Genomic DNA, 25,163 nt, shown 5'->3' with positions numbered 1-25,163 from the left:
GCCCGTACCCTCGCGACGATGGACGAGCGCGCCGCCAACGACGGTTCAAAGGGCAGCGACGAGGCGCTGATGCTGGCCTGGGCGGATGGTGACGTGGCCGCGTTCGAGCAGCTCTACGCGCGCCATCGCCAGCGCCTGCACCGCTACCTGCTGCGCCTCCTGCGCGACCCCGCGCTGGCCGACGACGTGTACCAGGACACCTGGCAGCGCGTGATCGCGGCGCGCCGCGACTGGCGCCCTGAAGCCGGCTTTTCGACCTGGCTCTATCGCATCGCGCACAACCGCATGAACGACCATTGGCGCGCCATGCAGCACCGCCCGCCCGCGCCCGCCGATGCCGACCTGCGCACCGCGCGCGTGGAGGATCCCGACACGCCGGAGCGCAACCTGTCGGCATTCGAATCCCGGCGCAACCTGCAGCTGGCGCTGGACGCGCTGCCATCCGAGCAGCGCGAGGTCCTGGTGCTGCGGCTGGAGCAGGAACTGAGCCTCGAGGAGATCGGCGGGATCACCGGCGTGGGCCGCGAGACCGTCAAGTCACGGCTGCGCTACGCCATGGACAAGCTGCGCCAGCGCCTGCAGCCCGCCGATGCCGGGGACGGCGCTGTCGTGCCCGTTGCCGCGCAGGAGCGTCCGGCATGAGCCGCGTGCCCCCGCGCGGGACTCCGTTGGACCACGAGGAGCGCGAGCTCGCGGCGCTGCTGGCGCGCGACAGGCCATCTGCCGGCCCGTCGCCGGCGCTGGATGCCGCGATCCTGGCGACGGCGCGCAAGGCCGCACGCGACGCGCCTGGCCTTGCGTCACGCGCTACCCGCCGGCCGCGCATGGCGTGGGCCGCGGGTGCGGGGCTGGCGGCGTCGCTGGTGCTCGCCGTCGGCGTGGCTTGGCAAATCCGCCCACAGGGCGATGCGATCGAAGTGCCGGACGAGGCACCGCGCGCAGCCGTGGCCCGTGAGGTTGGCACTGCAACGCCACCGCCGGCGCCAGCCGTGGAGAACCAGGCCGCGATCCACGACGACACCGCTGTACCGTCCATCGCCGATCCGGGCGCGGCATCGCGCGTTGAAGCACGGCTGCCACCCGCGCCGTCCACGGCCGCAGCCGCCGCAGTGCATGTGAGATCCGCACCGCCCGGCGACGGGATGCCCGCGATGGACAAGCCGGCATCGCCGGCTCCCCCTGCGCCTGCCTCGCCCCCGCCGCCTGCGCCTGTCGTGTTCGACGCGCCTGAGCCCGTCACCGCTGCCGCGCCGCAGCGCGAATCCGCCCGGCAGGCCGGCGCTGCGGCGGCCGATGCCGAACGACGCAGCCTGGCCCAGGACGCAGCCACCGACGCTGCGCGACAGCGCGTCGAGCGCACGGCGCAACAAGCGACACGCCCTGCAGCGGCGGCTACCGCTGCGAAAGCGGCGTCGTCACCTCCGCTTCGCCAGGACGATGGCCACGCCTACGACCAACCGCTGGATGATGCCCCGCCGGCCTCCGCCGATGCACCCGAAGTGCGCGAGGCATGGCTGGCGCGCATCCGCGAACTCGTCGCCGAAGAACGCTACGCCGAGGCCCGCGCCAGCTTCGAGGAATTCCGCCGCCGCTATCCCGACGTGGACGTGCCACGCGACCTGCGGGTGCTGTTGCCGTAATGCGCACCACCCTGGCCGCAACCGCGGTGCACGAGATCGCAGTCCGCCACAGCCGCTTCCTCGCCCACGCCGCGCCAGTGGAGTCGGCAGATGACGCTGCCGCCTTCATGGCCGCGGTGTCGGTGGCCGACGCCACCCACAACTGCTGGGCGTGGCGGATCGGCGCCGGCTACCGCTCCAGCGACGACGGCGAGCCCGCCGGCACCGCCGGCCGGCCGATCCTCGCGGCCATCGATGGCCAGGGCCTGGATGGCGTGGCGGTGGTGGTGACGCGCTGGTACGGCGGCATCAAGCTCGGCGCCGGCGGCCTGGTGCGCGCCTATGGCGGTGCCGCGGCGGAATGCCTGCGCACCGCGCCGCGCCGCGACGTGATCGACATGGCGGAGCTGCGCGTCGCCTGCGGCTTTGCCGATTGCGGCGAGGTGCACGCGGCGCTGCCGGCATTCGCGGCCGAGAAGCTCTCGGAAACCTTCGATGCCGACGGTGCGCACTTCCATGTGCGGCTGCCGGCGGATGCGGTGGAGGGCTTCCGTGCGCGCCTGCGCGACGCCACCCGCGACCGCGTGCGCATCGGCGACAATGGCTGATGGCCCGATTCCCGCAAGCGTCGCAGCAGGCAAACCAACCCACCGCAACCGCCGGCAGCGACAGCCCACCCGGCGACGCCGCGCCCGCCGGCGAGCGCAAGGCACCGTTCGCCAGCCTGCGCGGCCTGTTGCCGTTCCTGGCGCGCCACAAGGGCCTGCTGGTCGCCTGGCTGCTGGCGCTGGTCGCCTCCAGCACCGCGACGCTCAGCCTGCCGGTGGCGGTGCGCCACATGATCGATCGCGGGTTCGCCAGCGGGTCGGGCATCGATGCGGCCTTTGGCCTGCTGCTGGCGGTCGCGGTGGCGCTGGCGCTGGCGACCGCCGCGCGGTTTTTCTTCGTCTCGCTGCTCGGCGAGCGCGTGGTCGCCGACCTGCGCAACCAGCTCTACGGCCACCTGATCGGACTCGACCAGGCATTCTTCTCGCGCAGCCGCTCCGGCGAACTAGTGTCGCGGCTGACGGCTGATACCGAGCTGCTGCGCAGCGTGGTGGCGACCAGCATGTCGGTGGCCCTGCGCAGCACGGTGATGGTGCTGGGCAGCGTGGCGATGATGGTGGTCACCAGCCCCAGGCTGGCGCTGTGGACGCTGGTCGGCATCCCGCTCTTCGTGCTGCCGCTGGTGCTGGGCGGCCGCCGCCTGCAGCGCATCTCGCGGCAGAGCCAGGACCGCATCGCCGATGCCAACGCGCTCGCCAACGAGACCCTGGGCGCGGTGTCCACGGTGCAGGCACATGCCCGCGAGGAACACGAGCGCGCGCGCTTCGGAGCCGCCGTGGCCATGTCGGTCGCCACCGCGCGCCGCCGCATCACCGTGCAGGCGATGGTGACCGCGGTCGCCATCACCGCGGTGTTCGGCGCGATCACGCTGGTGCTGTGGTCGGGCGCGCACGACGTGGCCGGGGGCACCATGACCGCGGGCACGCTCGGCCAGTTCGTGCTGTACGCGCTGTTCGGCGGCGGCTCGGTGGGCGCGCTGGCCGAGGTCTGGAACGAACTGCAGAAAGCCGCCGGCGGCATGGGGCGAATCAGCGAACTGCTCGACGAACGCGCCCTGGTCTCCACCCCGGCCACACCCGCCACCCTGCCCCGGCCGGTGCGCGGCGAAGTCGCGCTGCGCGACGTGACCTTCCACTATCCGTCGCGCCCGGACATGCCGGCGCTGCACGGCTTCACGCTGGCCGTGGCGCCGGGAGAGACGGTCGCGCTGGTCGGCCCGTCGGGCGCCGGCAAGAGCACGGTGTTCTCGCTGTTGCTGCGCTTCTATGACCCGCAGTCCGGGGTGCTGACGCTGGACGGCGTGGACCTGCGCACGCTCGACCCGATCGCGCTGCGCGGTGCGATCGCGGTGGTGCCGCAGCAGCCGACGATCTTCGCCGCCAGCGCGCGCGACAACATCCGTTACGGCCGCCTGGAGGCGACCGACGCCGAAGTCGAAGCCGCCGCGCGCGCGGCCGAGGCGCACGACTTCATCACCGCCCTGCCCGGCGGCTACGACGAACAGCTGGGCGAACGCGGCGCGCGCCTGTCCGGCGGCCAGCAGCAGCGGATCGCGATCGCGCGCGCCCTGCTGCGCGACGCGCCCGTGCTGCTGCTCGACGAAGCCACGTCCGCACTCGACGCACAGAGCGAGCGCGCCGTGCAGCACGCGCTCGAGCGACTGATGGCGGGCCGCACCACGCTGGTGGTGGCGCATCGCCTGGCCACGGTGCTCAAGGCCGACCGCATCGTGGTGGTGGACGCCGGGTGCATCGTCGCCGAGGGCACCCACGCCGAGCTGATGGCGCAGAACGGGCTGTATGCGGAGCTTGCGCGGCTGCAGTTCCTGGATGTGCAGGGCGTGTCCGCAGACGCATAGCGGGTGTCGATGCACTCGCCCATGCGCGGCACGCACGGCGACGGCCTCAAGCTGGAAGCGCGCGCTCGATGGCGGCGTGGGTGGCCAGCTCCGCCGGCAGCGTGCCCATCGCCAGGCCATGCGCGCCGCCCAGGCGGCTGCGACAGAACGCTTCGGCCACCGGGCTGCCGGCACGCAGCAGCACCGAGGCCTGCAGCGCGAGCGCGATGCGTTCGACCAGCAGGCGTGCGCCGGCCTCGGACGCGTCCGGCAGGGCCAGGCGCAATGCCGCGCGCGCGGCGTCCAGCGCCGGGTGCAGCCCGCGCGCGGCGTCGATCTCGGCGAGCAGCGCCGCGCCGGCCTCGGGTTCGCGCGCCAGCGCACGCAGCACGTCCAGGCACTGGATGTTGCCGCTGCCTTCCCAGATCGAATTCAGTGGCGCCTGGCGGTACAGCCGGGGCAGCAGCGAGTCCTCGATGTAGCCGGCACCGCCCAGGCATTCCTGCGCCTCGTTGACCAGTGCCGGCGCGCGGCGGCAGATCCAGTACTTGCCGACCGCGGTGGCGACGCGGGCGAACGCGGCTTCGTGCGGGTCGTGCGGCGCGGCATCCACCGAACGCGCCACGCGCATCGCCAGCGCCAGCGCCGCCTCGGATTCGACGGCCAGGTCGGCCAACACGTTGCGCATCAGCGGCTGCTCCGCGAGGCGCTTGCCGAACGCGCTGCGGTGCCGGCAGTGGTGGATCGCCTGCGCCAGCGCCATGCGCGTGCCCGCGGCCGAACCCAGCATGCAGTCGAGGCGGGTGAGCATCACCATCTGCAGGATGGTGGCGACGCCGCGGCCCTCGTCGCCCACGCGCCAGGCGGCCGCGCCCTCGAAATCGACCTCGGACGAAGCGTTCGACCAGTCGCCGAGCTTGTCCTTGAGGCGCACGAGCGAGAACGCGTTGCGGGTGCCGTCGGACCGCCGCCGCGGCATCAGGAAGCAGCTCAAGCCATCGGACGCCTGGGCCAGCACCAGGAAACCGTCGGACATCGGCGCCGAGAAGAACCACTTGTGCCCGCGCAGCATGTACGCATCTCCGGCCACGGCGTCGCCATCGGCCAGCGGCGTGGCCGTGGTGGTGTTGGCGCGCACGTCGCTGCCGCCCTGCTTCTCGGTCATGCCCATGCCGATGGTGACGCCCGGCTTGGCATGGATGGCGAGATCCGACGCGTCGTAGCGGCAGCTCGCGACCTTGTCCGCCCACTCGCGCAGCCTCGGGGCCAGGCGCAGGACCGGCACCGCGGCATGGGTCATGGTCAGCGGGCAGCTGGTGCCGGGTTCCACCTGGTGGTGCAGGTAACTCAGCGCCGCGCGCGCCACGTGCGCACCCGTGCCGGGCTGCGCCCAGGACAGGCCGGCCACGCCGTGCTCCACCGCGACCTGCATCAGCCGGTGGTAGTTGGGGTGGAAGTCCACCACGTCGATGCGCCGGCCGAAGCGGTCGTGCGTGCGCAGCCGCGGCCGGTCGCGATGGGCGTCGTGCGACAGCGCCAGGAGCTCGCCGCCGGCGATGGCGCCGTACGCGGCAACGTGCGCGGTGAACGCCGCCGCGCCTTCGCGCGGGAGCGCGTCACGCAGCACGACATCGTCGCCCCAGAGGTCACGCGGCGCGAACTCGGGCGGCTGGTTGTCGACGACGTGCGTGACCATGGCGCGCTCCACTCCGGGCTGCGGGTCAGCCCTTGGCGCCGGCCCCGCGCGTCGGCCAGGCCAGCATGTGCTCCGGCACCACGCCACCGCGCCGCGGCTGTGGCCCCACGACCACCGTGGTCGCCTTGTTGGCGATGATGTACGGCTTCACGTCGTCGATGAAGCGCAGCTTGCCGGTCGCGCGCTCCGCGAACTGCTTGGCGGTGATGCGCACGTGGCAGTTCAGGAACGGCCCGGCGATGTTGCGGCCCTTGGACACGTAGACGATGCGGCCGTCGCGGTCGCGGCCCAGCACCAGGCGCTCCTGCTTGCGGGTGGTGCTGTAGATCCAGCCGGGCTGGATATCGGATTCAGGGATCGCCATGGGGGCTGTCCGCCTGGTTCGGAAACGATGCACAGCGTAGTCGCAGCGGTGCCGGCATGCACCCCCGGCGGGTCAGCGCGTGGCCAGCGCCTGGAACGCGGCGGCATTGGGCGTGGCATGGCCGTGCGCGGTGTTGTCGAACACCACCCAGGCCTCGCTGCCGCGCGGCGTCGCGGCGGCGACCTGCTTCGCGAGCGCCGCCAGCGCATCGGCGACGTAGTCGCTGTAGTAGACCCGCGGCGCGCCGTGCCAGCGCCAGTAGCGCAGCGCCGGATCGCCTCCCGGCTCCGCGGCGGTCGCCACCGGCGCCGGATCCGCCGCGACCCGCGCGACGCGGTGGCGCTGCCACAGCGCGTCGACGCGCGGCGCGAACCAGCTGGCGTGGCGCGGCTCACAGGCGATGCCACCCGCCCAGCGCCGGCGCAGCATGGCGAAGAACGTCGCCGCCATGCGGCCGTCGAACGCGAGGCTCGGCGGCAGCTGCACCAGCAGGCAGCCGAGCTTGTCGCCCAGGCCACCGGCCTGGTCGAGGAAGGCGTCAAGCAGAGGTCCCGCCGCCCGCAGGCGCTGGTCGTGGGTGATGGTCCTCGGCAACTTGGCGGAGAACCGGAACGCGTCGGGCACCGCGTCCGCCCAGCGCTCGTACGTGGCCCGCCGGTGCGGGCGGTGGAACGAGGAGTTGATCTCCGCCATCGCGAAGCGGCTCGCGTAGGTGGCGAGCATGCTGTCGCCCATGGCGAACAGCGGCCGATGCCCGGCGGCGATCGACCAGCCCGCGGTGCCGGTGCGGATCGACGCGCTGGAGATGCGGGAACGTGGCATGCGCTGTCCAGCTCGCGTGGGTGGTGGCCTACGGATATCACCCGCTCGCCGCCCTTGTCGTGAAGCCGGCAACACGCAGCCGGTCCGCCCGCGCCCACGATCGTTGACATCCGTGTCACCCGGCGTGGCGATACTCGCCGCCATGCCGGAAGGTCCCTCCATTGTCCTCTTGCGCGAGGATGCCGCGCGCTTCGCCGGCCGCAAGGTGCTGCGCGTGTCGGGTAACAGCACGCAGGACATCGAGCGCATGCGCACCCGCAAGGTGATGGCCGTGCGCAGCTGGGGCAAGCACTTCCTGCTCGAGTTCGACGGCTTCAGCCTGCGCATCCACTTCCTGCTGTTCGGCAGCTACCGCATCAACGAGACCAAGCCCACGCCGCCGCGCCTGGGCCTGGGCTTCAGCAAGGGCGAGGAGCTCAACTTCTACGCCTGCTCGGTGCGCTTCGTCGAAGGTGCGCTCGACGACAGCTATGACTGGCGCGGCGACGTCATGAACGACGCCTGGGACCCGGCGCTGGCGCGGCGCAAGCTGCGCGCGCAGCCGGAGGCCTTGGCCGCGGACGTGCTGCTCGACCAGGACGTGTTCGCCGGCGTCGGCAACATCATCAAGAACGAGGTGCTGCACCGGATCCGCGTGCACCCCGAAAGCACGGTGGGCGCCCTGCCCGCGCGCAAGTTGTCCGAACTGGTCGCGCAGGCGCGCGAGTACAGCTTCGACTTCTACCGCTGGAAGAAGGCCTACGTGCTGAAGAAGAACTACCAGGTGCACACCAGGCGCAGCTGCCCGCGCGACGGCACCCCGCTGTCCTTCCGCAAGCACCTCGGCCGCGCGCAGCGGCGGGCCTTCTGGTGCGACACCTGCCAGCGACTGTACGTCCCCGACTGACCAGCCCCGGACGGCGGCCGCGGGCCTTCACGCCGGCATCCGCCGCACCGGGTTTCGATGACCAACCCTCCCGCACGAGCCACGCCAATGCGCAGCATCCTCGCCACCTTGAAGAAGGAACACGACGCCCTCCGCGGCCTGTTCGAGCAGATCAACGCCACCACCGACCGCGCCGAAAAGACGCGAGGCGACCTGCTGGAGAAGATCGAGGCGAACCTGATCCCGCACGCGAAATGGGAGGAGCTGGTGTTTTATCCGGCGTTCGCCAAGCGCGCCTCGCATGAGCAGCTGCTGCAGCACGCCGAGGCGATCCAGGAGCATCGTGCGGTCGAGTTGACCGTACTCCCCGACCTGCACGCGTCGGACAAGACCACGCGCCAGTTCGCGGGTTCGGTGAAAGTGCTCGGCGAGTTCATCGACCACCATGCGAAGGAGGAGGAGAAGGAGATGTTCGCCTCGGCGCGCGAGCTGTTCACCCCCGAGGAACTCGCCGAGTTCGACGAACAGTACGAGGCGTGGAAGGCGTCGCCGGCCGCGGCCGGGATCACTGCGCACGCCAAGATCAAGACCGGATTGAAGTCGGTGCTGCGCAATCCGAAGGCGCCGGGCTGAGGCCCGTTCGCGTTCGATCAGCCGACAGAGCCGGGCGCGCCGCGTGGCGCTCCCGGGCTCCACCTGCTCACCAGTCGGTCGGCTTGTAGTCCTTCAGGAACTGGCCCCAGACGTGCTCGCCGGTGTTGAGGCCGGCGATGATCGGATCGACGATGCGCGCCGCGCCGTCGACGATGTCGAGCGGCGGGTGGAAGCGCTCCTCGATGGTCTTGCGCGCCGCGATCTCCACCGGATCCTCGTCGGTCACCCAGCCGGTGTCCACGGAATTCATGTGGATGCCGTCGCCGTGGTAATCGGCCGCCGAGGTGCGCGTCATCATGTTGAGCGCGGCCTTGGCCATGTTGGTGTGCGGGTGCCGGGTGGTCTTGAAGTTGCGGTAGAACTGCCCCTCCACCGCCGACACGTTGACGATGTGGCGGTCACGGCTTGGGGCGCTGCCGTCGGGCGTGCGCAGCAGCAGGGGTTTGAGCCGCGCATTGATCAGGAACGGCGCGATCGCGTTGACCAGCTGCACTTCGAGCAGCTCGACCGACGGCACTTCATCCATCATCAACCGCCATGAATTGCGACCGCGAAGGTCGACCTGCTGCAGGTCCTGGTCCAGGCGCCCTTCCGGGAACAGGTGCGACTGGCCCAGCAGCTCTTCGGCCAGCAGCGGCACCTGCGACAGCTCGGCGGCGCGGGTCAGGCCCGCGGCGGCCTCGTGCCGCAGGTCGCGACCGGCAAGCGCACTGCCCTCGCCTTCCGGCAGCACCGCGGTCGCGCGCAGGCCTTCGTAGCGGCCCAGCAGCATGCGCTGGTGTTCGGGCGCGTCGTGCAGCGCGGCGGTTTCCGCCGCCATCATGTGGGCGTAGAACTCCGGCGGGCGACGCACCGTCTGGCAGGCGTTGTTGATGATGAAATCGAGGCGGTCGTGCGTTGCCAGCAGCTGGCTGCAGAACGCTTCGACGCTCGGCGTGTGGCGCAGGTCGAGTCCGAAGATCTCCAGGCGGTCGTGCCAGTCGGCGAAGTCCGGCTCCTCGGCGTAGCGCGCGGCGGAGTCACGCGGGAAGCGCGTGGTCACGATCAGCCGCGCACCACAGCGCAGCAGCTTCAGCCCGGCCTGGTAGCCGATCTTGACCCGGCCGCCGGTCAGCAGCGCGACGCGCCCGCGCAGGTCGGTGAGCTCGGTGCGCTTGGCGAAATTGAAATCCCCGCAGGTCGGGCACAGCTGGTCGTAAAAGTGGTGGATGCGCGTGTACTTCTGCTTGCACACATAGCAGTGCTGCGGCTCCAGGGCTTCGTGATGCGGCGGCACGTCCGCGTCGAGGTCGCGGGGCTTGAAATCCGCTGGCGGGAAATAGTTCGGCGTGGTGAACACCGGCTGGCGGCGCAGGGTGCGGATGCCGGTGGCATCCAGGAGCGCGTCGTCGCGCTGGTTCTTTTCCAGCACGCGGCTGCGCTTGGCCTGCTTGCGGCGCTGGCGGCGCGCCACGGGATCGACCGGCGCACTGATCGCGGCCAGCGCGCGGTGCAGGCGCTCGCGGGTGTCATCGTCCAGCGCGTCGAGCAGCGCGTGGTCGGCGGCGACGGTTTCGAGGGTGTCGGTGGCGTCCCGCAGGCGCGCTGCGAGCGTATCGTCGGGCAGGTCGGCGCGGGCGTCAGGTGCGCCCGGTGGGGTCGTGGTCATGCGCATAGTTTGCGGGGTCGACGCCGCAAACGACAGCACTGGCGCCTGGAGATCGCGGTCAGCCGCGCCTGCACGGGCCTGCGCGGCGGCGCCCGATGCCGGTTCAGCCAGTCAGCGGCCGCCGTGGCCCGGGTGCGGAATGCTGGCCGGTGCAGGCGTCGATCGCGTCGATCCAGCCGGCCGCCGCCCCTGGAAACGCGTCCGCGTAGGGCACGTAGGGCTTGATGTCCAGCACCGGGGTGCCATCGAGGAGGTCCAGCCCGCGCACCCGCAGCGCGCGCGCCTCCACCGCCACCAGCTCCACCGCCGACAGCCCGATCGCGTTCGGCCGATGCGGCGCGCGGGTGGCGAGCACGCTGCGCTTGCCGCCGCCGCGCGGCGGGCGTACCTCGGTCTTCCATCCCTCGCTGCGGTCGAACACGAACACCAGCCAGATCCGCGCAAAGCCGGCCAGGTCGCGGAACGCGGCCGCCGGCAGCGTGTCGATGAATTCGATATGCGCGTTGGCGGCATCCCCGGTCTCGGTACCTTCGACCACGGTGGCCTGGTGCGGCGCGTCGATGCGGCGCGCATACGGCGAGCGCACGTATGCGATCGGGCTGAACGTGAACACCTGGGCATCGCGCGGTGCGGGCGCGGCGGAGCCGGGGTCGGGCGGCATGGGCAGGTCTTGCGGCATGGGTTGGCCATGGTCCCATGGCTGCGGCCGGCGCGCGTGGCGCGCGCACGCCGTGGCCACCACGCTGCGCTTATCCTGTGCGCCCCGCACCGGACCACCCGCCATGCACGCTCCCGACAGCGAATTCGACCCGGATGACAACTACGCGGGCGGGTTCGACCCCGACCTGGAAATCGACGAGGACGCCGGCAGCGAGGCGCTGGTCTGGCACCTGCTGCTGCTGCTCAATCCCGGCGACGAAGAGACCGCGCTGCAGCAGTTCGCCGCTTACCAGGAGGCGACCGCCGACGCCGACGAGGACGAGTTCGAACCGGCCTGGGTGCTGAAGGACATCATCGACTGGAAATCCGGTTTCCAGGTGCACGACGACGATGCCGCCGCGTTCGTGGAGAGCATCACCGAACTCGTCTCGCGCTGGAACCTCGACCTCGACTGGGGTGTCGAAGATCCGACCGACGACGAATTCCTCGCCGACGCCAGCATCGCCGACCTGCTGCACGTGGCCTACGACGCGCTGCGCGCGTACGGCTACACCCTGTGGGTGTGGGAAACCGGCACCGACACTGTCGCCGGCTGGATCGCGCTCAGCCGCGATGACGATGCGATGCGCGCGATCGCGCCGGCGATCGGCATCGAGCTGCGCCCGGGCGGGCTGGCATAGAGGCCGCGCACGGGCCGCAGTCGGCGCCCCGTGCGCGCACTACCGCCGAACTACCAGATGCGGACCCGATCCTCGGGCGCGATCCACAGCGGATCGCTTTCGCTGACGTCGAATGCGTCATACCAGGCGTCGATGTTGCGCAGCGGCGCGAACGCGCGGATGTGGCCCGGCGAATGCGTGCCGTTGACCAGCTGCTGGCGCAGGGCGTCGTCGCGCCACAGCGTGCGCCACACCTGGGCCCAGCCCATGAACAGGCGCTGTTCACCGCTGAAACCGTCGATCACCGGCGCCGGCTTGCCGTCGAGCGAGCGACGGTAGGCTCCCAGTGCGATGGTCAGGCCGCCCAGGTCGCCGATGTTCTCGCCCATGGCCACCTTGCCGTTGATGCGCATGCCCGGCAGCTGCGGGAACTCGAAAGCCTCGTACTGGGCGCCGAGCTTCGCGGCCTGGACCTCGAACTTGGCGGCGTCGTCGGCCGTCCACCAATCGCGCAGCAGGCCGCCACCGTCGGACTTGCGGCCCTGGTCGTCGAAGCCGTGGATGATCTCGTGGCCGATCACGCCGCCGATGGCGCCGTAGTTCACCGCAGGATCCGCGTCGGGATCGAAGAACGGCGGCTGCAGGATCGCGGCCGGGAACACGATCTCGTTCTTCACCGAGGAGTAGTAGGCGTTGACCGTCTGCGGGGTCATGCCCCACTCGGCCTTGTCGACCTGATGGCCGATGCGCGCGCGGTCGTAGTCCCATTCGAAGGCGGCCGAACGCAGCGCGTTGCCGAGCACGTCGCCGTCCCTGACCTCCAGCGCGGCGTAGTCGCGCCAGGTCTCCGGGTGGCCGATCTTCAGGCCGAAGCCGGCCAGCTTGGCGCGGGCCTCCGCCTTGGTGTCCTCGCCCATCCATTCCAGCTGGTCCAGGCGCGCGCCCATGGCCGCCTTCACGTTGGCCACCAGCTCGTCCATCTTGGCCTTGGCGTCCGGCGGGAAATACAGCTGCACGTAGTCGCGGCCGATGGCCTCGCCCATCGCCTCCTCGGCATGCGCCACGCCGCGCTTCCAGCGTTCCTTCTGCTCCGGCTGCCCGGAGAGGAACTTCGAGCGGAAGTCGAAGTGGGCGTCGACGAACGCCTCCGACAGCAGCGGCGCCGCCTGGTCGGTGACGTGGAAGGCCTGCCAGGCCTTGAGGGTGTCGAGGTCGGCATCGGCGAAGAGCCCGGCCAGCTTCGGCATCGCGCTGTCCTGGCGCACGACCGCGCGCGACGCCTGTTCGACGCCGGCGGCGGCGAAGTAGCGCTCCCAGTTGAAGCCGGGCGCGGTGGCGGCGAAGTCGGCGCGCTCGACCGGGTTGTAGGTGCGGCTGCGGTCACGGCTCTCGGCACGGGTCCAGTGGGCTTCGGCCACCGCCTTCTCGAAGTCGAACACGCGCTGCGCATTGCCCTTCGGATCGTTCCAGCCGCCCAGCTGCAGCAGCTGCGCGATGTAGGCGACGTAGCGCTCGCGCTGCGGCGCGAACTTCTCGTCCAGATACATCTGGCGGTCGCCGAGGCCGAGGCCGGACTGGCTCATGTAGAGCGTGTAGCGGTCGGGATCGCGCTGGTCGTCGGACACGCCCAGGCGGAACAGGGTGGCGCCGACGCTGCCGGACGCCGCGCCCATGAGGTCGGCCAGTGCGTCCTTGTCGGCCACGGCGCGGATGGCGTCGAGGTGCGGCGCCAGCGGCTTCGCGCCCAGGGCCTCGATCGCGGCCTCGTCGAGGAAGCTGCGGTACAGCGTGGCGACCTTGGCGGCGTCGCCGGTCGCGGCATCGCCCTGCCCCACGTAGCCCTCGACCAGGCCGCGAACGCGCGCCTCGGACAGGTCGCGCAGGACCAGGAAGGAGCCGTACATCGACTTGTCCGAGGGAATGTCGGTGTTCGCGGCCCACGTGCCGCTGACGTAGCCGAAGAAGTCCGCGCCCGGCGACACATCGCGGTCCATCCCCGCGGTGTCGATGCCCCAACTGCCGAAGCGGTCGGCGGCGACGCTCGCACCGGCGCTGCCGGCACCCGAATCGTCAGCGGCATACAGCAGGCTGGTGTCGCAGGCGATGTCCAGGCAGCCGGCGGCATCGCGGGCGTCATGCGCGGAAGCGGGTGCGGCGATCGCAAGGGCGAGCACGGTCGCGGCGGAAAGCAGGCTGGTCTTCAAATCGTAACTCCTGGCAGGTGGACGGACGCCCGCGGGCATCAACCCTGCAAGCATACCCAACCCCGCTTTTTCGAGCCGATGGCCAAGCCCGGTCCCGCTCACTTCACCGGTGCTCGACCTGCGCGACGCCGAGCTGCGCGCAGCCGGCGAACGCATCGCGCTCAGCTAGAGTCCCGCGATCCGAAGCCTGCGGTACTCCGCAGCGGCCTGTGCCGGCGTGGGATCGGACATGGCCATGCCGTTGATGAAGACCGCCGGTGCGCCGCGCTTGAAGACCTCGACCGCGCGGTTGGCGCCCGCGACCTGCTCCGGCGTTGGATTGTCGAACGCGAATGAAATCGAGTGGCCCCGCACCACCGGCACGCCCTTGTCCTGCAGGAACGCGACCAGCGCCTCGCTGCGCCGCGCCTGGTCGGAAGGACAGTTTTGCGGCGCAAGGACCAGTACCGCGTGGCGTGATGCGCCATCGGGCATCTGCACCGATACAAAGCCGTTTTCGCTCACGCTGGCACCGGCGTCGAACCCGCTGCTCGAATCCGGTCGGCCATCCCACCAGCGCCAGGCGCCGAACAGGCAAGCGACCAGCAACAAGGTGGGGACGAGGCGCATCGTCGGATTGTCATGGAGCGCCATGCGCGCTGCAAGCGCGTCGGCGCATAAAAAAGGGGCCCGCTCAGCGAGGCCCCGGAACAGGGAAAACTGTCTTATCGATCGAAGCGTTTACGCAACGGCTGCAACGCCTGTCGCCTGTGCGCCCTTCGGCCCCTGGGTGACTTCATAGCTGACGCGCTGCCCTTCCTGCAGGCTGCGGAAGCCTTCCGATGAGATTGCCGAGTAGTGCACGAAGACATCCGTGCTGCCGTCCTCCGGTGCGATGAACCCGAAGCCCTTGGCGTCGTTGAACCACTTCACTGTGCCGTATTGCATGACTCTTTCCACCTCGTCTGGATGCGATTGCGTGTGTCGGCGTGCAAGGCGCCGGGTCACACGGCCCGAGTATGCAAAGCAACCCGGCCGACTTCAATCACCCCGCGAGCAGGGCCGCGACCAGGCCGGGCACCCCGGATGACGCCGCTTCGACGTTGGCCACCACTTCTTCGAGCGTGATCACCTCGTCGTGTACCGGCCCGGCACCGGCCGCCCAGTTGGCGACGATCGCCAGGCAGGCGTAGTCGAGTCCGAGCTCGCGCGCCAGCCCGGCCTCGGGCATGCCGGTCATGCCGACCAGGTCGCAGCCGTCGCGCGCCATGCGCGCGATCTCGGCGCGGGTCTCCAGGCGCGGGCCCTGGGTGACGCCATAGCATCCGCCGTCCAGCAGCGCGACGCCCGCCTCCGCCGCCGCGCCGATCACCGCGTGGCGCAGCGACGGGGTGTACGGATCGCCGAAGTCCACGTGCAGCACCTCGCTGCCCGGCTCTTCGCAGAAGGTCGCCACGCGTCCCCAGGTGTAGTCGATCAGCTGGTCCGGGCAGGCCAGCACGCGCGGACCGAATCGCGCGGTAATGCCGCCCACGGTATTCAGCGCGAGCACGCGGCGCGCGCCGAGCGCCTGCAGCGCCACCAGGTTGGCGCGGTAGTTCACCTGGTGCGGCGGCACCGAATGGCCTTCGCCATGACGGGCAAGGAACGCGACGCGATGCCCGTCCAGGGTGCCGATGCGGACCGGCCCGGAGGGCGCGCCGAAGCGGGTCACCGGCTGGTGCGGCTCGACGTCCTCCAGTCCGGCCAGCTGGTACAGCCCGGTCCCGCCGATGACGGCGAGCGCGAGGTCGGTGATCGGCTGGCTCACGGGAATCTCCGGTCAGTCGGCGAGTGCGTAGATGGCCGGCAGGTTGCGGCCCTGCTCGTTGAAATCCATGCCGTAGCCGAACACGTAACGGTCGGGGACCTCGACGCCGGAGTAGTCGGCGCACACGCCTTCCACGCAGCGGTCGTGGATCTTGGTCGCCAGCACCGCCACGCGCACGTCGGCCGCGCCTTCGTCCTGGCACCAGCGGATCACGGCATTGAGCGTGTGGCCTTCGTCGAGGATGTCGTCGACCAGCAGCACGCGGCGGCCGCGCATGGGGGTGGACGGACGGTGCAGCCAGGCCAGGCGCGAGCCGCTGGTGGCGCCGCGGTAGCGGGTGGCGTGCAGGTAGTCGAACTCGAGGTCAAGCCCGCGCTCGCCCAGCGCGAACGCCAGCTGCGCGGCGAACGGCATGCCGCCATGCATGATGGTGATGTACAGCGGCGGGCGCGCGTCGTCGGCGTAGTCCGGCACGATGGCATCGGCCATGCCTTCGATGGCGGCTTCCAGCGTGGCGCGGTCGTGGATCACGTCAGCGCCGGCCAGCGCGTCGACGAGCAGCGCCGCGCTCATGCCGGCACCCCGCCGCCCTGCCCCTGGCGCGCACGGCTGTAGCGCGCATCGGCGAGCAATCCGTCCCAGCCGAGTGCCCCGCGGCCCAGCAGCCCGGTGAGCGCCATGGTGTTGAGCGTGCGGCCTTCGACGGCCACCAGCGACTCCTCGACCAGGTCCGGGTGGCAGACCAGCACCACGTCGCAGCCGGCGTCGAGGTGCGCATCGATGCGCTGCTTCACGCCGCCGGCGGAGAACGCCGCGGCCATGCCGATGTCGTCGGAGAACACCACGCCGCGGAAGCCCATCTCGGTGCGCAGGATGTCGTTGATCCAGCGCGGCGAGTAGCCGGCCGGTTCGGGCGCGACCTGCGGGTAGACCACGTGCGCCAGCATCACCGCGTCGGCGCCCGCGTCGATGCCGGCCACGAACGGGACCAGGTCGTCGGCGCGGATCGCCTCGAGAGGCCGGTCATCGACCGCGTCGTCGAAATGCGTGTCCTCGCGCACCGAGCCGTGGCCCGGGAAGTGCTTCAGGGTGGCGGCCATGCCGGCAGCGTGCATGCCCTCGACGTAGGCGCGGGTGAACGCGGCGACCACCTGCGGGTCATCCGAGAACGCGCGGTCGCCGATGGCGAGGTTGCCGCGACCCAGGTCGACCACCGGCGCGAAGCTCAGGTCGACGCCGGAAGCGCGCACTTCGCTGGCCATCAGCCAGGCGTGCTCGCGGGCGCGCTCGAGCGCGGCCTGCGGATCAACAGCGTAGTCACGCCCGAAGCCCTGCAACGACGGCAGCGCGCTGTAGCCCTCGCGGAAACGCTGCACGCGGCCGCCTTCCTGGTCGACGCAGACCAGCTGCGGCCTTGGCGCGGCGGCGCGGATCGCCGCCGACAGCTCGGCGACCTGCTCGCGCGATGCGAAGTTGCGGGTGAACAGGATCACGCCGGCGCAGGCGTCGTGCTGCAGCCAGTCGCGTTCGCGCGCGGTGAGTTCGGTGCCTTCGACGCCGATGACGAGCATGGACTTTCTCCTTCAGGCTTCCGGGCCGGCGCGCTCGGCCTCGCTCCATTGCGAGTACGGGCGCGAGGCCAGGGCCAGATTGTAGTAGCGCGGGCAGTCGGTCGCTTCGGCGCCCAGCCAGTCCGGGCGCAGGAATGTCTCATCGGCGCTGCCGAGTTCGACCTCGGCGACTACCAGACCGGCGTTGTCGCCGAGGAACTCGTCGACTTCCCAGAGGTGGTCGCCGTGGCAGACGAGGTGCCGGCGCTTGTCGAGCAGACCGCCGACGCACAGCGCGAGCAGCGCGCGCGCGTCGTTGACCGGGATCAGGTAGTCGAACTCCTGCCGGGTGTGGCCGAGCTCGCGCGACTTCAGGTTGAGGAAGGCTTCGTCGCCGGCGATGCGCACGCGCACCGAAGCGTTCTGGCGGCCTTCGTCCATCGCCGCCTGGTCGTTGATGTAGCCCTGCGCCATCGGCACGACCGCGTGCGCGGCGGCGCGCCAGCCGTCGCCGGTAACCAGGAACTTGCGCTCGATCTCAATTGCCATCGGGGACTCCTGCGTGGGTGCTGGCGCGGCCGGGGTGCGTCATGCCGGTTCGAACACGGCGATCGATTCGACGTGGGCGGTGTGCGGGAACATGTCCATCACCCCGGCCGAACGCAGGCGCCAGCCGCGCTCGTTGACCAGGTAACCGGCATCGCGCGCCAGCGAGCCGGGATGGCAGCTGACGTAGACGATGCGCTTCAGGCCCTTCAGCGGCAGTTGCTTGAGCACGTCGAGCGCGCCGGCGCGCGCCGGATCGAGCAGCAGCTTGTCGAAGCCGGCACGCATCCACGGCTCGCGCGAGAGATCGGTGGAAAGATCCGCCACGTGGAAGCTGACGTGCGGCATGCCATTGCGCTCGGCGTTTTCGCGCGCGCGTGCCACCAGCCCGGCATCGCCTTCCACGCCGACCACCTCGGCGGCGACGCGCCCAAGTGGGAGGGTGAAATTGCCCAGCCCGCAGAACAGGTCGAGCACGCGCTCGCCGGGCTGCACGTCGAGCAGCGCGAGTGCATGCGCGATCATCTTCTCGTTGAGGTCGGCATTCACCTGGATGAAGTCCAGCGGCCGGAACCCGAGCTCGATGTCCCACGGCGCCAGCCGGAACGACAGCGCCACATCTTCCGGCCACAGCGGCTGCAGGGAATCGGGGCCGCCGGGCTGCAGGAACACGGCGAAGCCCTGTTCCTGCGCGAACGCCACCAGCCGCGCGCGGTCGGCATCGCCCAGCGGCTGCAGGTGGCGGAACACCAGCGCGATGCTGTCGTCGCCGGCGATGAACTCGATCTGCGGGATGTCGCTGCGTGCGTCCAGCGAGTCGACCAGCGCCGCCAGCGCCTCGACGCGCATGCCCAGCGCCGGGATGACGGTGTGGCACTCGCGCAGCTCGGCGACGAAGCGCGGGTCGCGCTCGCGGAAACCGACCAGCGTCTTGCCTTTCTTCTCCACCCGGCGCACGGAGAACCGGCCCTTGCGGCGGTAGCCCCAGGCGGCGCCGCTCAGCGGCGGCAGCACCGCATCCGGGGTGACGTGGCCGATGCGCGCGAGGTTATCGTTCAGCACCCGCGCCTTGGCGACGATCTGCCGGTCCTCGGCCAGGTGCTGCAGCGTGCAGCCGCCGCAGGTACCGAAGTGCGGGCAGCGCGGCACGACGCGCTCCGGCGACGCGGTCAGCACCTCGACCGCTTCGGCTTCATCGAAATGCCGCGAGCGTGCGGTCTGCCGCGCCATCACCACCTCGCCCGGCAGCGCGCCGGCCACGAACACCGCCTTGCCGGCGTTGACGTGGCCTGCGGGGCGCCGGGCAACGCCGCGGCCGTCATGGCTGAGGTCGAGGATCTCGGCCTGGAAGGGGGTCTGGTCGATGCGAGCCAATGCGTTGCGGCCCTCGGGAACGGCCGCGCATTGTCGCAGAAGCCGCCGGCGCGGGCGCCGCGCGGCGGCTCCGGTGAGGCGCCGCCTACTTCTGCTTCCAGGCGCCGCCCTGCTGGTACCACCACCCCGGCCGCGCGCTGTCGATCCACTGCCGTGCGAACACCTCGCGGATCTGCGCCTCCCACTCGGGATGGCCGTTGGCGACCGCGATTTCGCGATACACCGCCTTGCGGTCGCGGTTGTCATCGGCGACCGCGGCGTTCACCGCCACGCGATCCTTGAGCGGCACCTTGGCCGCCTCGCGCACCACCAGCAGGCCATCGCCGCCGAAGCCCAGCGCGCCGCTGTCGAAGTGCGGGCGCAGGCTCGCGAACCGCGACTCCATCCGCGACTGGATCGCCTGGATGGCCGGCGTGCGGATGGTGATGTCCGGCGCCTGCGCATGGGCCGGCGCGATGCCCAGCAGCATCCACGGATCGAAGGCCACGCGCCGCGATGCGCGCTCGGCCGGAAGCATCGCCATGCCCCCTCCGGGCGCGGGCACGGCCTCGGGCGCGGCCTCGTCGCCGATCACCTTTTCGACGAACTCGCGCGCTGCTTCGCGAGCCTCCGCCGCCGGGAAGTAGACATTGATGGTGACGCAGGCGGTGAGCACCAGCGCGGCGACAAACGGCAATCCCATCCTGTGGCGCATGCAGTCCTCCTCGGACGCGGTCGATCAGTCGAACACGGGGGTGACATCGCCGGACCCCACCGCCGCCAGGCGTTCGACCAGGGTTTCCCAGTCGACGTTGCGGTTGTAGCCGACGATGTCCAGGCGCGGCAGGCCGGCACCTTCGACGATAGCAAACCCTGCGCCCCGGGGATGAAGCCCAGCCATCGCGCAGACGCCATTGGCCAGCCGGCAGGAGATGCCGATGCGGCGGTAGCCGAAGTCGTCGAACACCGCGAGCAGCCGTCCCTGCAGGCTGGTCACGAACGAGGCATCGCCGACGCTGGAGATGTTCTGCACCGCGCGCTGGCTGATGCGCTGGCGGACCCCGCGCGTCTTCTCGGTGTGCAGCTCGGCATCGAATGCGGTGGCCTGCCAGTCGACCAGGCGCAGGCCCAGCACCTCGCCGTGCAGGCGCCCGCTGATGCTGCCGAAATCGAACACGCCGGTCAGCGCCTGCATGTCGAGGCCCTCGAGCACGATGTCGGCCGACAGCGTGGGCGCCACGCCGAACGGCCGTTCCATGGCCAGCGACGACACCCGCACCTCGCCGTCGAAGGCGCGCATCGACAGGCCACCATCGAAGGCGAGGCGCTCGCCGGCATAGCGCATCCGCGGGATCACCCCCGACAGCGTGCCCGGGAACGCCGGCAGCCCGAGCGCCGTGGCCAGGCTCGCCATGTCCAGCGCCTCCACCGCCACCGCGCCTTCCATCTCCATGCCCTTGCCATCGCGCGGAAGTGCCAGCGACACCCCGGACAGCGCGAGTTCTCCGCCGAGCAGCGCCACGCGCACCGGCTCACGCAGCGCGAGGCGGCCGTCGCGGCTGCGCCACGGCAGGCGCGCCGGCCCGAACGCGATATCGCCCAGCGCACCGTCGCGCCAGCCGAGCGTGCTGTCGGCGCTGCCGCCGGCGACGATGCGCAGTTCGCCGTCGAGCCCGTTGAAGGCGAAGCGTCCATCCGGCGCCGCCACGTCCAGCGCGACCGAGCGCAACGCGAGCGCGTGCAGCGCGCCGTCGCGCAGGGCGAGTTCAACCGACAGCGCGCCTTCCAGCGTCAAGCCGGTCAATCCGGCAATGCCCAGCCAGCCGGACAGATAGCGTTCGGGCAGCACCGCGACCGCAGCGCTGTGCAATGCCAGGTCGAGGCTGCGCACGCTGCCGTCGCCGGCCAGCGCCGCGCGTCCACTGGCCTCCAGCACGCCCGGATCACTGGCGGAGAATGCCGGCACGGTCCACCCTTCGGCGCCCCCCTGAAGGGCCACGCGCACCGCCACCGGGTGCGCCGGCAGCGCGACGTAGGCGTTGCCGAACAGCAGTTCGCCGCCGCGCAGCGCGCCATCCACGGTGACGTGGGGCCCGCCGGCCAGCGCGCGCCAGTCGATCCGCAGCCGGGCGTCCAGGCCCTCGCCAGCGATGCTGCCGTCGGCGGTGTCGAATGCAACGCCGCCCAAGGTGAGTGGGGCCTCCACGTGCAGCGGCCCGCCACGGGGGGCGTGCACGCGGACCGTGCCATCGAGCGTGCCGCCGTGGAGTCGACCGGCCAACCAGGCCTGGCTGGCCAGCGCCTGCGCCCAGGCGACGGGCACCGCCACCAGATCGATGCGCGTGAGGTCGGGCGCGGCGCGCTCGTACTGCACCGCCAGCCGCGCCTGCCCCTGCCCGCCCGCCGACAGCGCCGCGTCGACCTTCGCCATGCCTGGTGCCAACGCCAGGGCCAGCCGCAACGGCGCGCCGCGCTGCTGGCGCACCTGGCCATCGCAGCGCCAGCCGCCCTGGCCATCGCGGCGCAGCGGACAGCGCCAGTCGACGTCGCGGAAGCGATACCCGAGGTCCGGCGCATCGACCCGTGCCGCGCGCAACTGCAGTTCACCCTGCGTCGCGCCCTCCGGCCAACGCAGGCGCACGTGCACGCCCTCCAGGGTGGCCACCGGCGTGGCGACGCGCGTGATGGTCGCCGACAGGGTGCGCGCCCACGCCGCATCCGCCGCTCCCAGCAGCACCAGCAAAAGCAGCGGTAAGATCGCCCTCGGCATGGCCGCCAGAATAACGACAGGACGACACGCGCCGATGAAGCCACGCATCCTGCTGGTCGAGGACGACCCCACCACCGCCGCCTTCATGACCGCCGCGATCGAAGCGTTGCCGGCCACCGTGGATGTCGCGGGCAGTCGGGCCGACGCCCTTGCCAAGGCCGCCGATGTCCGCCACGCACTGTGGCTGTTCGATGCGCACCTGCCCGATGGCGATGGCGCGGGCCTGCTGGCCGAACTGCGGGCACTCGGCCTGGCCACGCCCGCGATCGCGCACACCGCCGCCCACGACCCCTGGCTGCACCACGAGCTGCGCGCCGCCGGTTTCGCGTCGGTGCTGGTCAAGCCGCTGGCGGCCTCCGCATTGCGCGCGTCGCTCGCCACGGCGATCGGTGCATGGCATCCATCGCGGGTGGCCGAGGACGTGGCCGAGGTGGCCGACGTGGCCGACGTGGCCGAGTTGGCCGGGGATGCGGTCGATCCACCGCCCAGGTGGGACGATGCCGCCGCGCTGCGTGCGCTCAACGGCGAGCGCGCGCACGTCGATGCGCTGCGTGTCCTGTTCCTCGACGAACTGCCCGCGGCGCGCGAAGGCGTGGTGGCGTCGGCACTCGACGGCGACGAACGCCGGATGCGCGATGCCTTGCACCGGCTGCGCGCCAGCTGCGGCTTCGTCGGCGCCGCGCGTCTTGGCGATGCAGTCGCGGTGCTTGAAGGCGCACCCGGCTCGGCCGCCGCACTGCAGGCGTTCAAGGACGCCGCTCAGGAGCTGCTGCCACCGCCGTGAGTGGTGAGCCGGCCGAGGTCGGCCATCAGTTGCCACGAGGTGAGCGGCCGCGCGCCGAGGTGCGACATCAGCACCTCGCGCAGCACGCGCCGCAAGCCACCGAGTTCCTCGGGCGGCGGCGCTCGGTCGTCGGCCGCCAGGTCGAGCAGCGCGCGCCCGGTGGCGCTGCGTGAACGTTCGCCGTCGCGCTCCCCACGCACCCGGCGCGGCCCCTGCTCGGGATCGAGGCGGTAGCGCGCGGCCGGATCCAACGGCACGCCGTCGGCGTCATGTGCAAGGTCGAACCCCACGCCCAGCACCTCGAGCAGGTCGCGCTCGAAGCGGCGCAATGTCCACGCCAGCGGCTCGCCGGCGCCAAGCCGCGCACGCAACTCGCCGTAGAGCGCGTACAGCTCGGGCTGCGGATCCTGGCGTGGCGCCAGCCGCAGCACGAGTTCGTTGACGTAGAAGCCGGCGAGCATCAGTTCGCCCTGCAGCCTCGGCGCGGCATCGATCGCCTCGGCGGCGTTGAGGTGCGCGAGCTCGCCGCGCTGCACGGCGTCGAAGCGGATGTGCTGCAGCGGCTGCAGCGCCGCGCGCAGCGCCTGTCGCCGCGGTCCATGCACGCCGCGCGCCACCAGCCCCATGCGTCCGTGCTCGGCGGTCAGGACCTCGAGCAGCAGGCTGGTTTCCCGCCACGGCCGGGCATGGAGGACATAGGCGGGCTGGCCGAGCAAGCGCATGCCCGCATTGTAGGGGCGCTACTCGTCGTAGCCGAAGGTGCGTAGCGCGGCCTCGTCGTCGGACCAGCCCTGGCGCACGCGCACCCAGGTTTCCAGGAACACCTTGCAGCCGAACAGCCGCTCCATCGACAACCGCGCCTTGCTGCCGATCTCGCGCAGGCGGGTGCCGCCCTTGCCGATGACGATCGCCTTCTGGCCGTCGCGCTCGACCCACACGACCGCGCCGATGCGCATCATCGGCCCGGACTTGGTGGACTCCTCGGTGAACGACTCGATCTCCACCGTGGTCGCATACGGGAGTTCCGCGCCCAGCTGGCGCATCAGCTGCTCACGCAGCATCTCGCCCGCCAGGAAGCGCTGGCTCTTGTCGGTGATCTCGTCCTCGGCGTACATCGGCGGCTGTTCCGGCACCAGCGTCAGCAGCTGTGCGACCAACGCCTCCAGGCCCTTGCGCTTAAGGGCCGAGATCGGGTGCACGCCGGCGAACTCGCGTCCCTCGGTCACCTTTTGCAGGTACGGCAGCAACGCCGCCTTGTCGCGGATGCGGTCCACCTGGTTGACGACGAGGACCACCGGCACCGCCGCCTCGCGCAGTGACTCGTACGCCAGCGTGTCCTCCTCGTCCCAGCGGCCGGCCTCGACCACCAGCAGCACGGCCTCGACGCCTTCAACGGCTCCGCGCGCGGCACGGTTCATCATCCGGTGCATCGCGGTCGCCGACTGGCTGCGCTCGCCGCGATGGATGCCGGGCGTGTCGACCAGCAGCAGCTGGCCGCCGGGCACGGTGGCGATGCCCAGCAGCCGGTGGCGCGTGGTCTGCGGGCGATTGGAGACGATGCTCACCTTGGCGCCGACCAGCGCATTGACCAGGGTGGACTTGCCGACATTGGGCCGTCCGATGACGGCGATGGCGCCGCTGCGGTGGCCGGCTTCGGCGTCGTTGGGGGTGTTCATGGCTTGTCTGCTTCCAGTTGTGCAAGTACGGCGCCAGCGGCGGCCTGCTCGGCGGCGCGGCGCGAACTGCCCTCGCCCGATGCCGACAGCGCGGGTTCGACCAACGTGCAGCGCACGTGGAAGACCTTGGCGTGTTCGTCACCGGCCTCGGACAGGAGATCGTAGACCGGCAGCGGGCGCTGGCGACCCTGCAGCCACTCCTGCAGCCGGGTCTTGGGGTCCTTGCCGATGCGGCCGGCGGCAAGCCCCGCCAGCGCCGGTTCGAACCACGGCAGCACGGCACTGCGGCAGGCATCGAAACCGGCGTCGAGGTAGATGGCGCCGACCAGCGCCTCGAGCGCGTCGGACAGGATCGAGTCGCGGCGGTGGCCGCCGGATTTCATCTCGCCGGGGCCGAGGGTGATGCGCGCGCCGAGGTCGAGCCCGCGCGCGATACGCGCCAGCGAGGATTCCCGCACCAGTTCGGCGCGGGCGCGGGTCATCACGCCCTCGTCGGCCTTGGGCCAGCGCAGGTACAGCGCTTCGGCGACGATCAGGCCGACCAGCGCATCGCCGAGGAATTCAAGTCGTTCGTTGTGCGGGGCGCCGGCGCTGCGGTGGGTCAGCGCCTGCGCCAGCAAGCCGCCATCGCGGAACGCATGCCCCGCGAAGCGGACGGCAGCGGCATCAGTTGAGGTCACCGGACCTGGTCAACATCTGCGTGGTGTCGAACCTGCCCACCACATCGAGGTTCGCGATCACCGGCTTGCGCACCTCGTAGTTCACATCCATCTGCCAGCCGTTGTCGACGCGCTTGATCTTGACGTGCTCGGCCTTCACGTTCTCGGCGTAGCTGATGTACAGCCGGCGGAAGAACAGGTCCTGGATCTTGCGCGGGTCGGTGTTGGCGATGCCCGGCTCGTTGGCCAGGCCCTTCAGCGCGGACCGCACGCTGTAGTACTCGGAATACATCGGGAACAGCTTCATGCCGACATAGGCGAACAGGCCGACCACGGCCAGCACGATCACGAACCCCAGCAGGGTGATGCCGCGTTGCGCGTTTCTCATAGCAGTTTCCCCTC

Annotated in this window: 27 protein-coding genes; 8 read left to right on the top strand and 19 right to left on the bottom strand. The window is 71.2% G+C overall.

Annotation, left to right across the window (positions count from 1 at the left end; translation table 11 throughout):
• Positions 1 to 18 precede the first annotated feature (18 nt).
• Genes H5368_RS00750 through H5368_RS00735 form a run of 4 tightly spaced genes read left to right on the top strand, consistent with a single transcriptional unit; the run spans position 19 to position 4,083 of the window.
• Positions 19 to 642 carry an RNA polymerase sigma factor gene (locus tag H5368_RS00750; RefSeq protein WP_182823627.1) on the top strand — a complete coding sequence of 208 codons (624 nt, stop codon included), beginning with the start codon at positions 19 to 21 and terminating at the stop codon, positions 640 to 642.
• Positions 639 to 1,640, top strand: a complete 1,002-nt coding sequence (locus H5368_RS00745; RefSeq protein ID WP_182820510.1) for a hypothetical protein — start codon at positions 639 to 641, stop codon at positions 1,638 to 1,640. The genes H5368_RS00750 and H5368_RS00745 overlap by 4 nt, the downstream gene beginning before the upstream one ends.
• Positions 1,640 to 2,227: a YigZ family protein gene (locus H5368_RS00740; protein ID WP_182820509.1), complete on the top strand. Its 588-nt coding sequence runs from the start codon at positions 1,640 to 1,642 to the stop codon at positions 2,225 to 2,227. Before H5368_RS00745 ends, H5368_RS00740 begins: the two co-directional genes overlap by 1 nt.
• A complete protein-coding gene (locus tag H5368_RS00735) occupies positions 2,227 to 4,083 on the top strand; it encodes an ABC transporter transmembrane domain-containing protein (protein WP_182820508.1) in 1,857 nt (618 codons plus the stop codon). Before H5368_RS00740 ends, H5368_RS00735 begins: the two co-directional genes overlap by 1 nt.
• 46 nt (positions 4,084 to 4,129) lie before the next feature.
• Here H5368_RS00735 and H5368_RS00730 read toward each other — a convergent pair whose 3' ends face one another.
• The 3 genes from H5368_RS00730 to H5368_RS00720 form a co-directional block, all read right to left on the bottom strand.
• Entirely contained in the window at positions 4,130 to 5,758 is a 1,629-nt protein-coding gene (locus H5368_RS00730) for an acyl-CoA dehydrogenase family protein (protein WP_182820507.1), read from the bottom strand.
• Positions 5,759 to 5,783: 25 nt separating this feature from the next.
• Positions 5,784 to 6,122 carry a hypothetical protein gene (locus H5368_RS00725; protein WP_182820506.1) on the bottom strand — a complete coding sequence of 113 codons (339 nt, stop codon included), beginning with the start codon at positions 6,120 to 6,122 and terminating at the stop codon, positions 5,784 to 5,786.
• A 72-nt stretch (positions 6,123 to 6,194) separates the two neighbouring features.
• Positions 6,195 to 6,944, bottom strand: coding sequence for a DUF72 domain-containing protein (locus H5368_RS00720; protein WP_182820505.1), 750 nt, complete (start codon positions 6,942 to 6,944; stop codon positions 6,195 to 6,197).
• 142 nt (positions 6,945 to 7,086) lie between these two features.
• Here H5368_RS00720 and H5368_RS00715 point away from each other — a divergent pair, with 142 nt between their 5' ends.
• Together H5368_RS00715 and H5368_RS00710 are read left to right on the top strand one after the other, a co-directional pair.
• The gene (locus H5368_RS00715; protein ID WP_182820504.1) at positions 7,087 to 7,830 is read left to right on the top strand and encodes a DNA-formamidopyrimidine glycosylase family protein; all 744 of its coding nucleotides are present in this window, start codon (positions 7,087 to 7,089) and stop codon (positions 7,828 to 7,830) included.
• An 87-nt stretch (positions 7,831 to 7,917) separates the two neighbouring features.
• Positions 7,918 to 8,442, top strand: a complete 525-nt coding sequence (locus tag H5368_RS00710; protein WP_182820503.1) for a hemerythrin domain-containing protein — start codon at positions 7,918 to 7,920, stop codon at positions 8,440 to 8,442.
• Positions 8,443 to 8,509: 67 nt separating this feature from the next.
• Here the strand turns inward: H5368_RS00710 and H5368_RS00705 are convergent, their stop codons facing one another.
• Positions 8,510 to 10,111: an SDR family oxidoreductase gene (locus H5368_RS00705; protein ID WP_182820502.1), complete on the bottom strand. Its 1,602-nt coding sequence runs from the start codon at positions 10,109 to 10,111 to the stop codon at positions 8,510 to 8,512.
• Positions 10,112 to 10,214: 103 nt separating this feature from the next.
• Entirely contained in the window at positions 10,215 to 10,790 is a 576-nt protein-coding gene (gene tsaA, locus H5368_RS00700; protein ID WP_223877946.1) for a tRNA (N6-threonylcarbamoyladenosine(37)-N6)-methyltransferase TrmO, read from the bottom strand.
• 103 nt (positions 10,791 to 10,893) lie between these two features.
• Here tsaA and H5368_RS00695 point away from each other — a divergent pair, with 103 nt between their 5' ends.
• A complete protein-coding gene (locus H5368_RS00695; protein ID WP_182820501.1) occupies positions 10,894 to 11,451 on the top strand; it encodes a hypothetical protein in 558 nt (185 codons plus the stop codon).
• Between the two features lie 50 nt (positions 11,452 to 11,501).
• On the opposite strand, the gene H5368_RS00690 is transcribed toward H5368_RS00695, so the two are convergent.
• The 10 genes from H5368_RS00690 to H5368_RS00645 form a co-directional block, all read right to left on the bottom strand.
• Entirely contained in the window at positions 11,502 to 13,634 is a 2,133-nt protein-coding gene (locus tag H5368_RS00690) for a M13-type metalloendopeptidase (RefSeq protein WP_255486265.1), read from the bottom strand.
• A 165-nt stretch (positions 13,635 to 13,799) separates the two neighbouring features.
• Positions 13,800 to 14,243: a hypothetical protein gene (locus H5368_RS00685; protein WP_182820499.1), complete on the bottom strand. Its 444-nt coding sequence runs from the start codon at positions 14,241 to 14,243 to the stop codon at positions 13,800 to 13,802.
• A 111-nt stretch (positions 14,244 to 14,354) separates the two neighbouring features.
• Positions 14,355 to 14,561, bottom strand: a complete 207-nt coding sequence (locus H5368_RS00680) for a cold-shock protein (RefSeq protein ID WP_182820498.1) — start codon at positions 14,559 to 14,561, stop codon at positions 14,355 to 14,357.
• 97 nt (positions 14,562 to 14,658) lie between these two features.
• On the bottom strand, positions 14,659 to 15,411 hold the full coding sequence (locus tag H5368_RS00675) for an S-methyl-5'-thioinosine phosphorylase (RefSeq protein WP_182823623.1): 753 nt from the start codon (positions 15,409 to 15,411) through the stop codon (positions 14,659 to 14,661).
• A gap of 24 nt (positions 15,412 to 15,435) precedes the next feature.
• Entirely contained in the window at positions 15,436 to 15,996 is a 561-nt protein-coding gene (locus H5368_RS00670; RefSeq protein ID WP_182820497.1) for a hypoxanthine-guanine phosphoribosyltransferase, read from the bottom strand.
• Positions 15,993 to 16,994: a beta-N-acetylhexosaminidase gene (gene nagZ / locus H5368_RS00665; protein ID WP_182820496.1), complete on the bottom strand. Its 1,002-nt coding sequence runs from the start codon at positions 16,992 to 16,994 to the stop codon at positions 15,993 to 15,995. Before nagZ ends, H5368_RS00670 begins: the two co-directional genes overlap by 4 nt.
• A 12-nt stretch (positions 16,995 to 17,006) precedes the next feature.
• Positions 17,007 to 17,522, bottom strand: a complete 516-nt coding sequence (locus H5368_RS00660; protein WP_182820495.1) for a CYTH domain-containing protein — start codon at positions 17,520 to 17,522, stop codon at positions 17,007 to 17,009.
• A 39-nt stretch (positions 17,523 to 17,561) separates the two neighbouring features.
• Positions 17,562 to 18,893, bottom strand: coding sequence for a 23S rRNA (uracil(1939)-C(5))-methyltransferase RlmD (gene rlmD, locus H5368_RS00655; protein WP_182820494.1), 1,332 nt, complete (start codon positions 18,891 to 18,893; stop codon positions 17,562 to 17,564).
• A gap of 85 nt (positions 18,894 to 18,978) precedes the next feature.
• Positions 18,979 to 19,587, bottom strand: a complete 609-nt coding sequence (locus H5368_RS00650; RefSeq protein WP_182820493.1) for a YdbL family protein — start codon at positions 19,585 to 19,587, stop codon at positions 18,979 to 18,981.
• Between the two features lie 24 nt (positions 19,588 to 19,611).
• The gene (locus H5368_RS00645; protein WP_182820492.1) at positions 19,612 to 21,642 is read right to left on the bottom strand and encodes a hypothetical protein; all 2,031 of its coding nucleotides are present in this window, start codon (positions 21,640 to 21,642) and stop codon (positions 19,612 to 19,614) included.
• Positions 21,643 to 21,676: 34 nt separating this feature from the next.
• On the opposite strand from H5368_RS00645, the gene H5368_RS00640 reads away from it, so the two are divergent.
• Complete coding sequence (locus tag H5368_RS00640; protein WP_182820491.1) at positions 21,677 to 22,426, top strand: response regulator; 750 nt, start codon at positions 21,677 to 21,679, stop codon at positions 22,424 to 22,426.
• On the opposite strand, the gene recO is transcribed toward H5368_RS00640, so the two are convergent.
• Genes recO through H5368_RS00620 form a run of 4 tightly spaced genes read right to left on the bottom strand, consistent with a single transcriptional unit; the run spans position 22,402 to position 25,149 of the window.
• Positions 22,402 to 23,148, bottom strand: coding sequence for a DNA repair protein RecO (gene recO, locus H5368_RS00635; protein ID WP_182820490.1), 747 nt, complete (start codon positions 23,146 to 23,148; stop codon positions 22,402 to 22,404). The two genes, H5368_RS00640 and recO, sit on opposite strands and share 25 nt — an antisense overlap.
• Before the next feature lie 18 nt (positions 23,149 to 23,166).
• Positions 23,167 to 24,102, bottom strand: coding sequence for a GTPase Era (era, locus tag H5368_RS00630; RefSeq protein ID WP_182820489.1), 936 nt, complete (start codon positions 24,100 to 24,102; stop codon positions 23,167 to 23,169).
• Positions 24,099 to 24,782 carry a ribonuclease III gene (gene rnc, locus H5368_RS00625; protein WP_182820488.1) on the bottom strand — a complete coding sequence of 228 codons (684 nt, stop codon included), beginning with the start codon at positions 24,780 to 24,782 and terminating at the stop codon, positions 24,099 to 24,101. The genes era and rnc overlap by 4 nt, the downstream gene beginning before the upstream one ends.
• Positions 24,769 to 25,149, bottom strand: coding sequence for a DUF4845 domain-containing protein (locus H5368_RS00620; protein WP_182820487.1), 381 nt, complete (start codon positions 25,147 to 25,149; stop codon positions 24,769 to 24,771). The genes rnc and H5368_RS00620 overlap by 14 nt, the downstream gene beginning before the upstream one ends.
• Positions 25,150 to 25,163: the final 14 nt, after the last annotated feature.

This window comes from Luteimonas sp. MC1782, assembly GCF_014164605.1.
In the GTDB taxonomy this organism is placed as follows: domain Bacteria; phylum Pseudomonadota; class Gammaproteobacteria; order Xanthomonadales; family Xanthomonadaceae; genus Luteimonas.
This window is presented reverse-complemented; position numbering and strand designations above follow the sequence as displayed.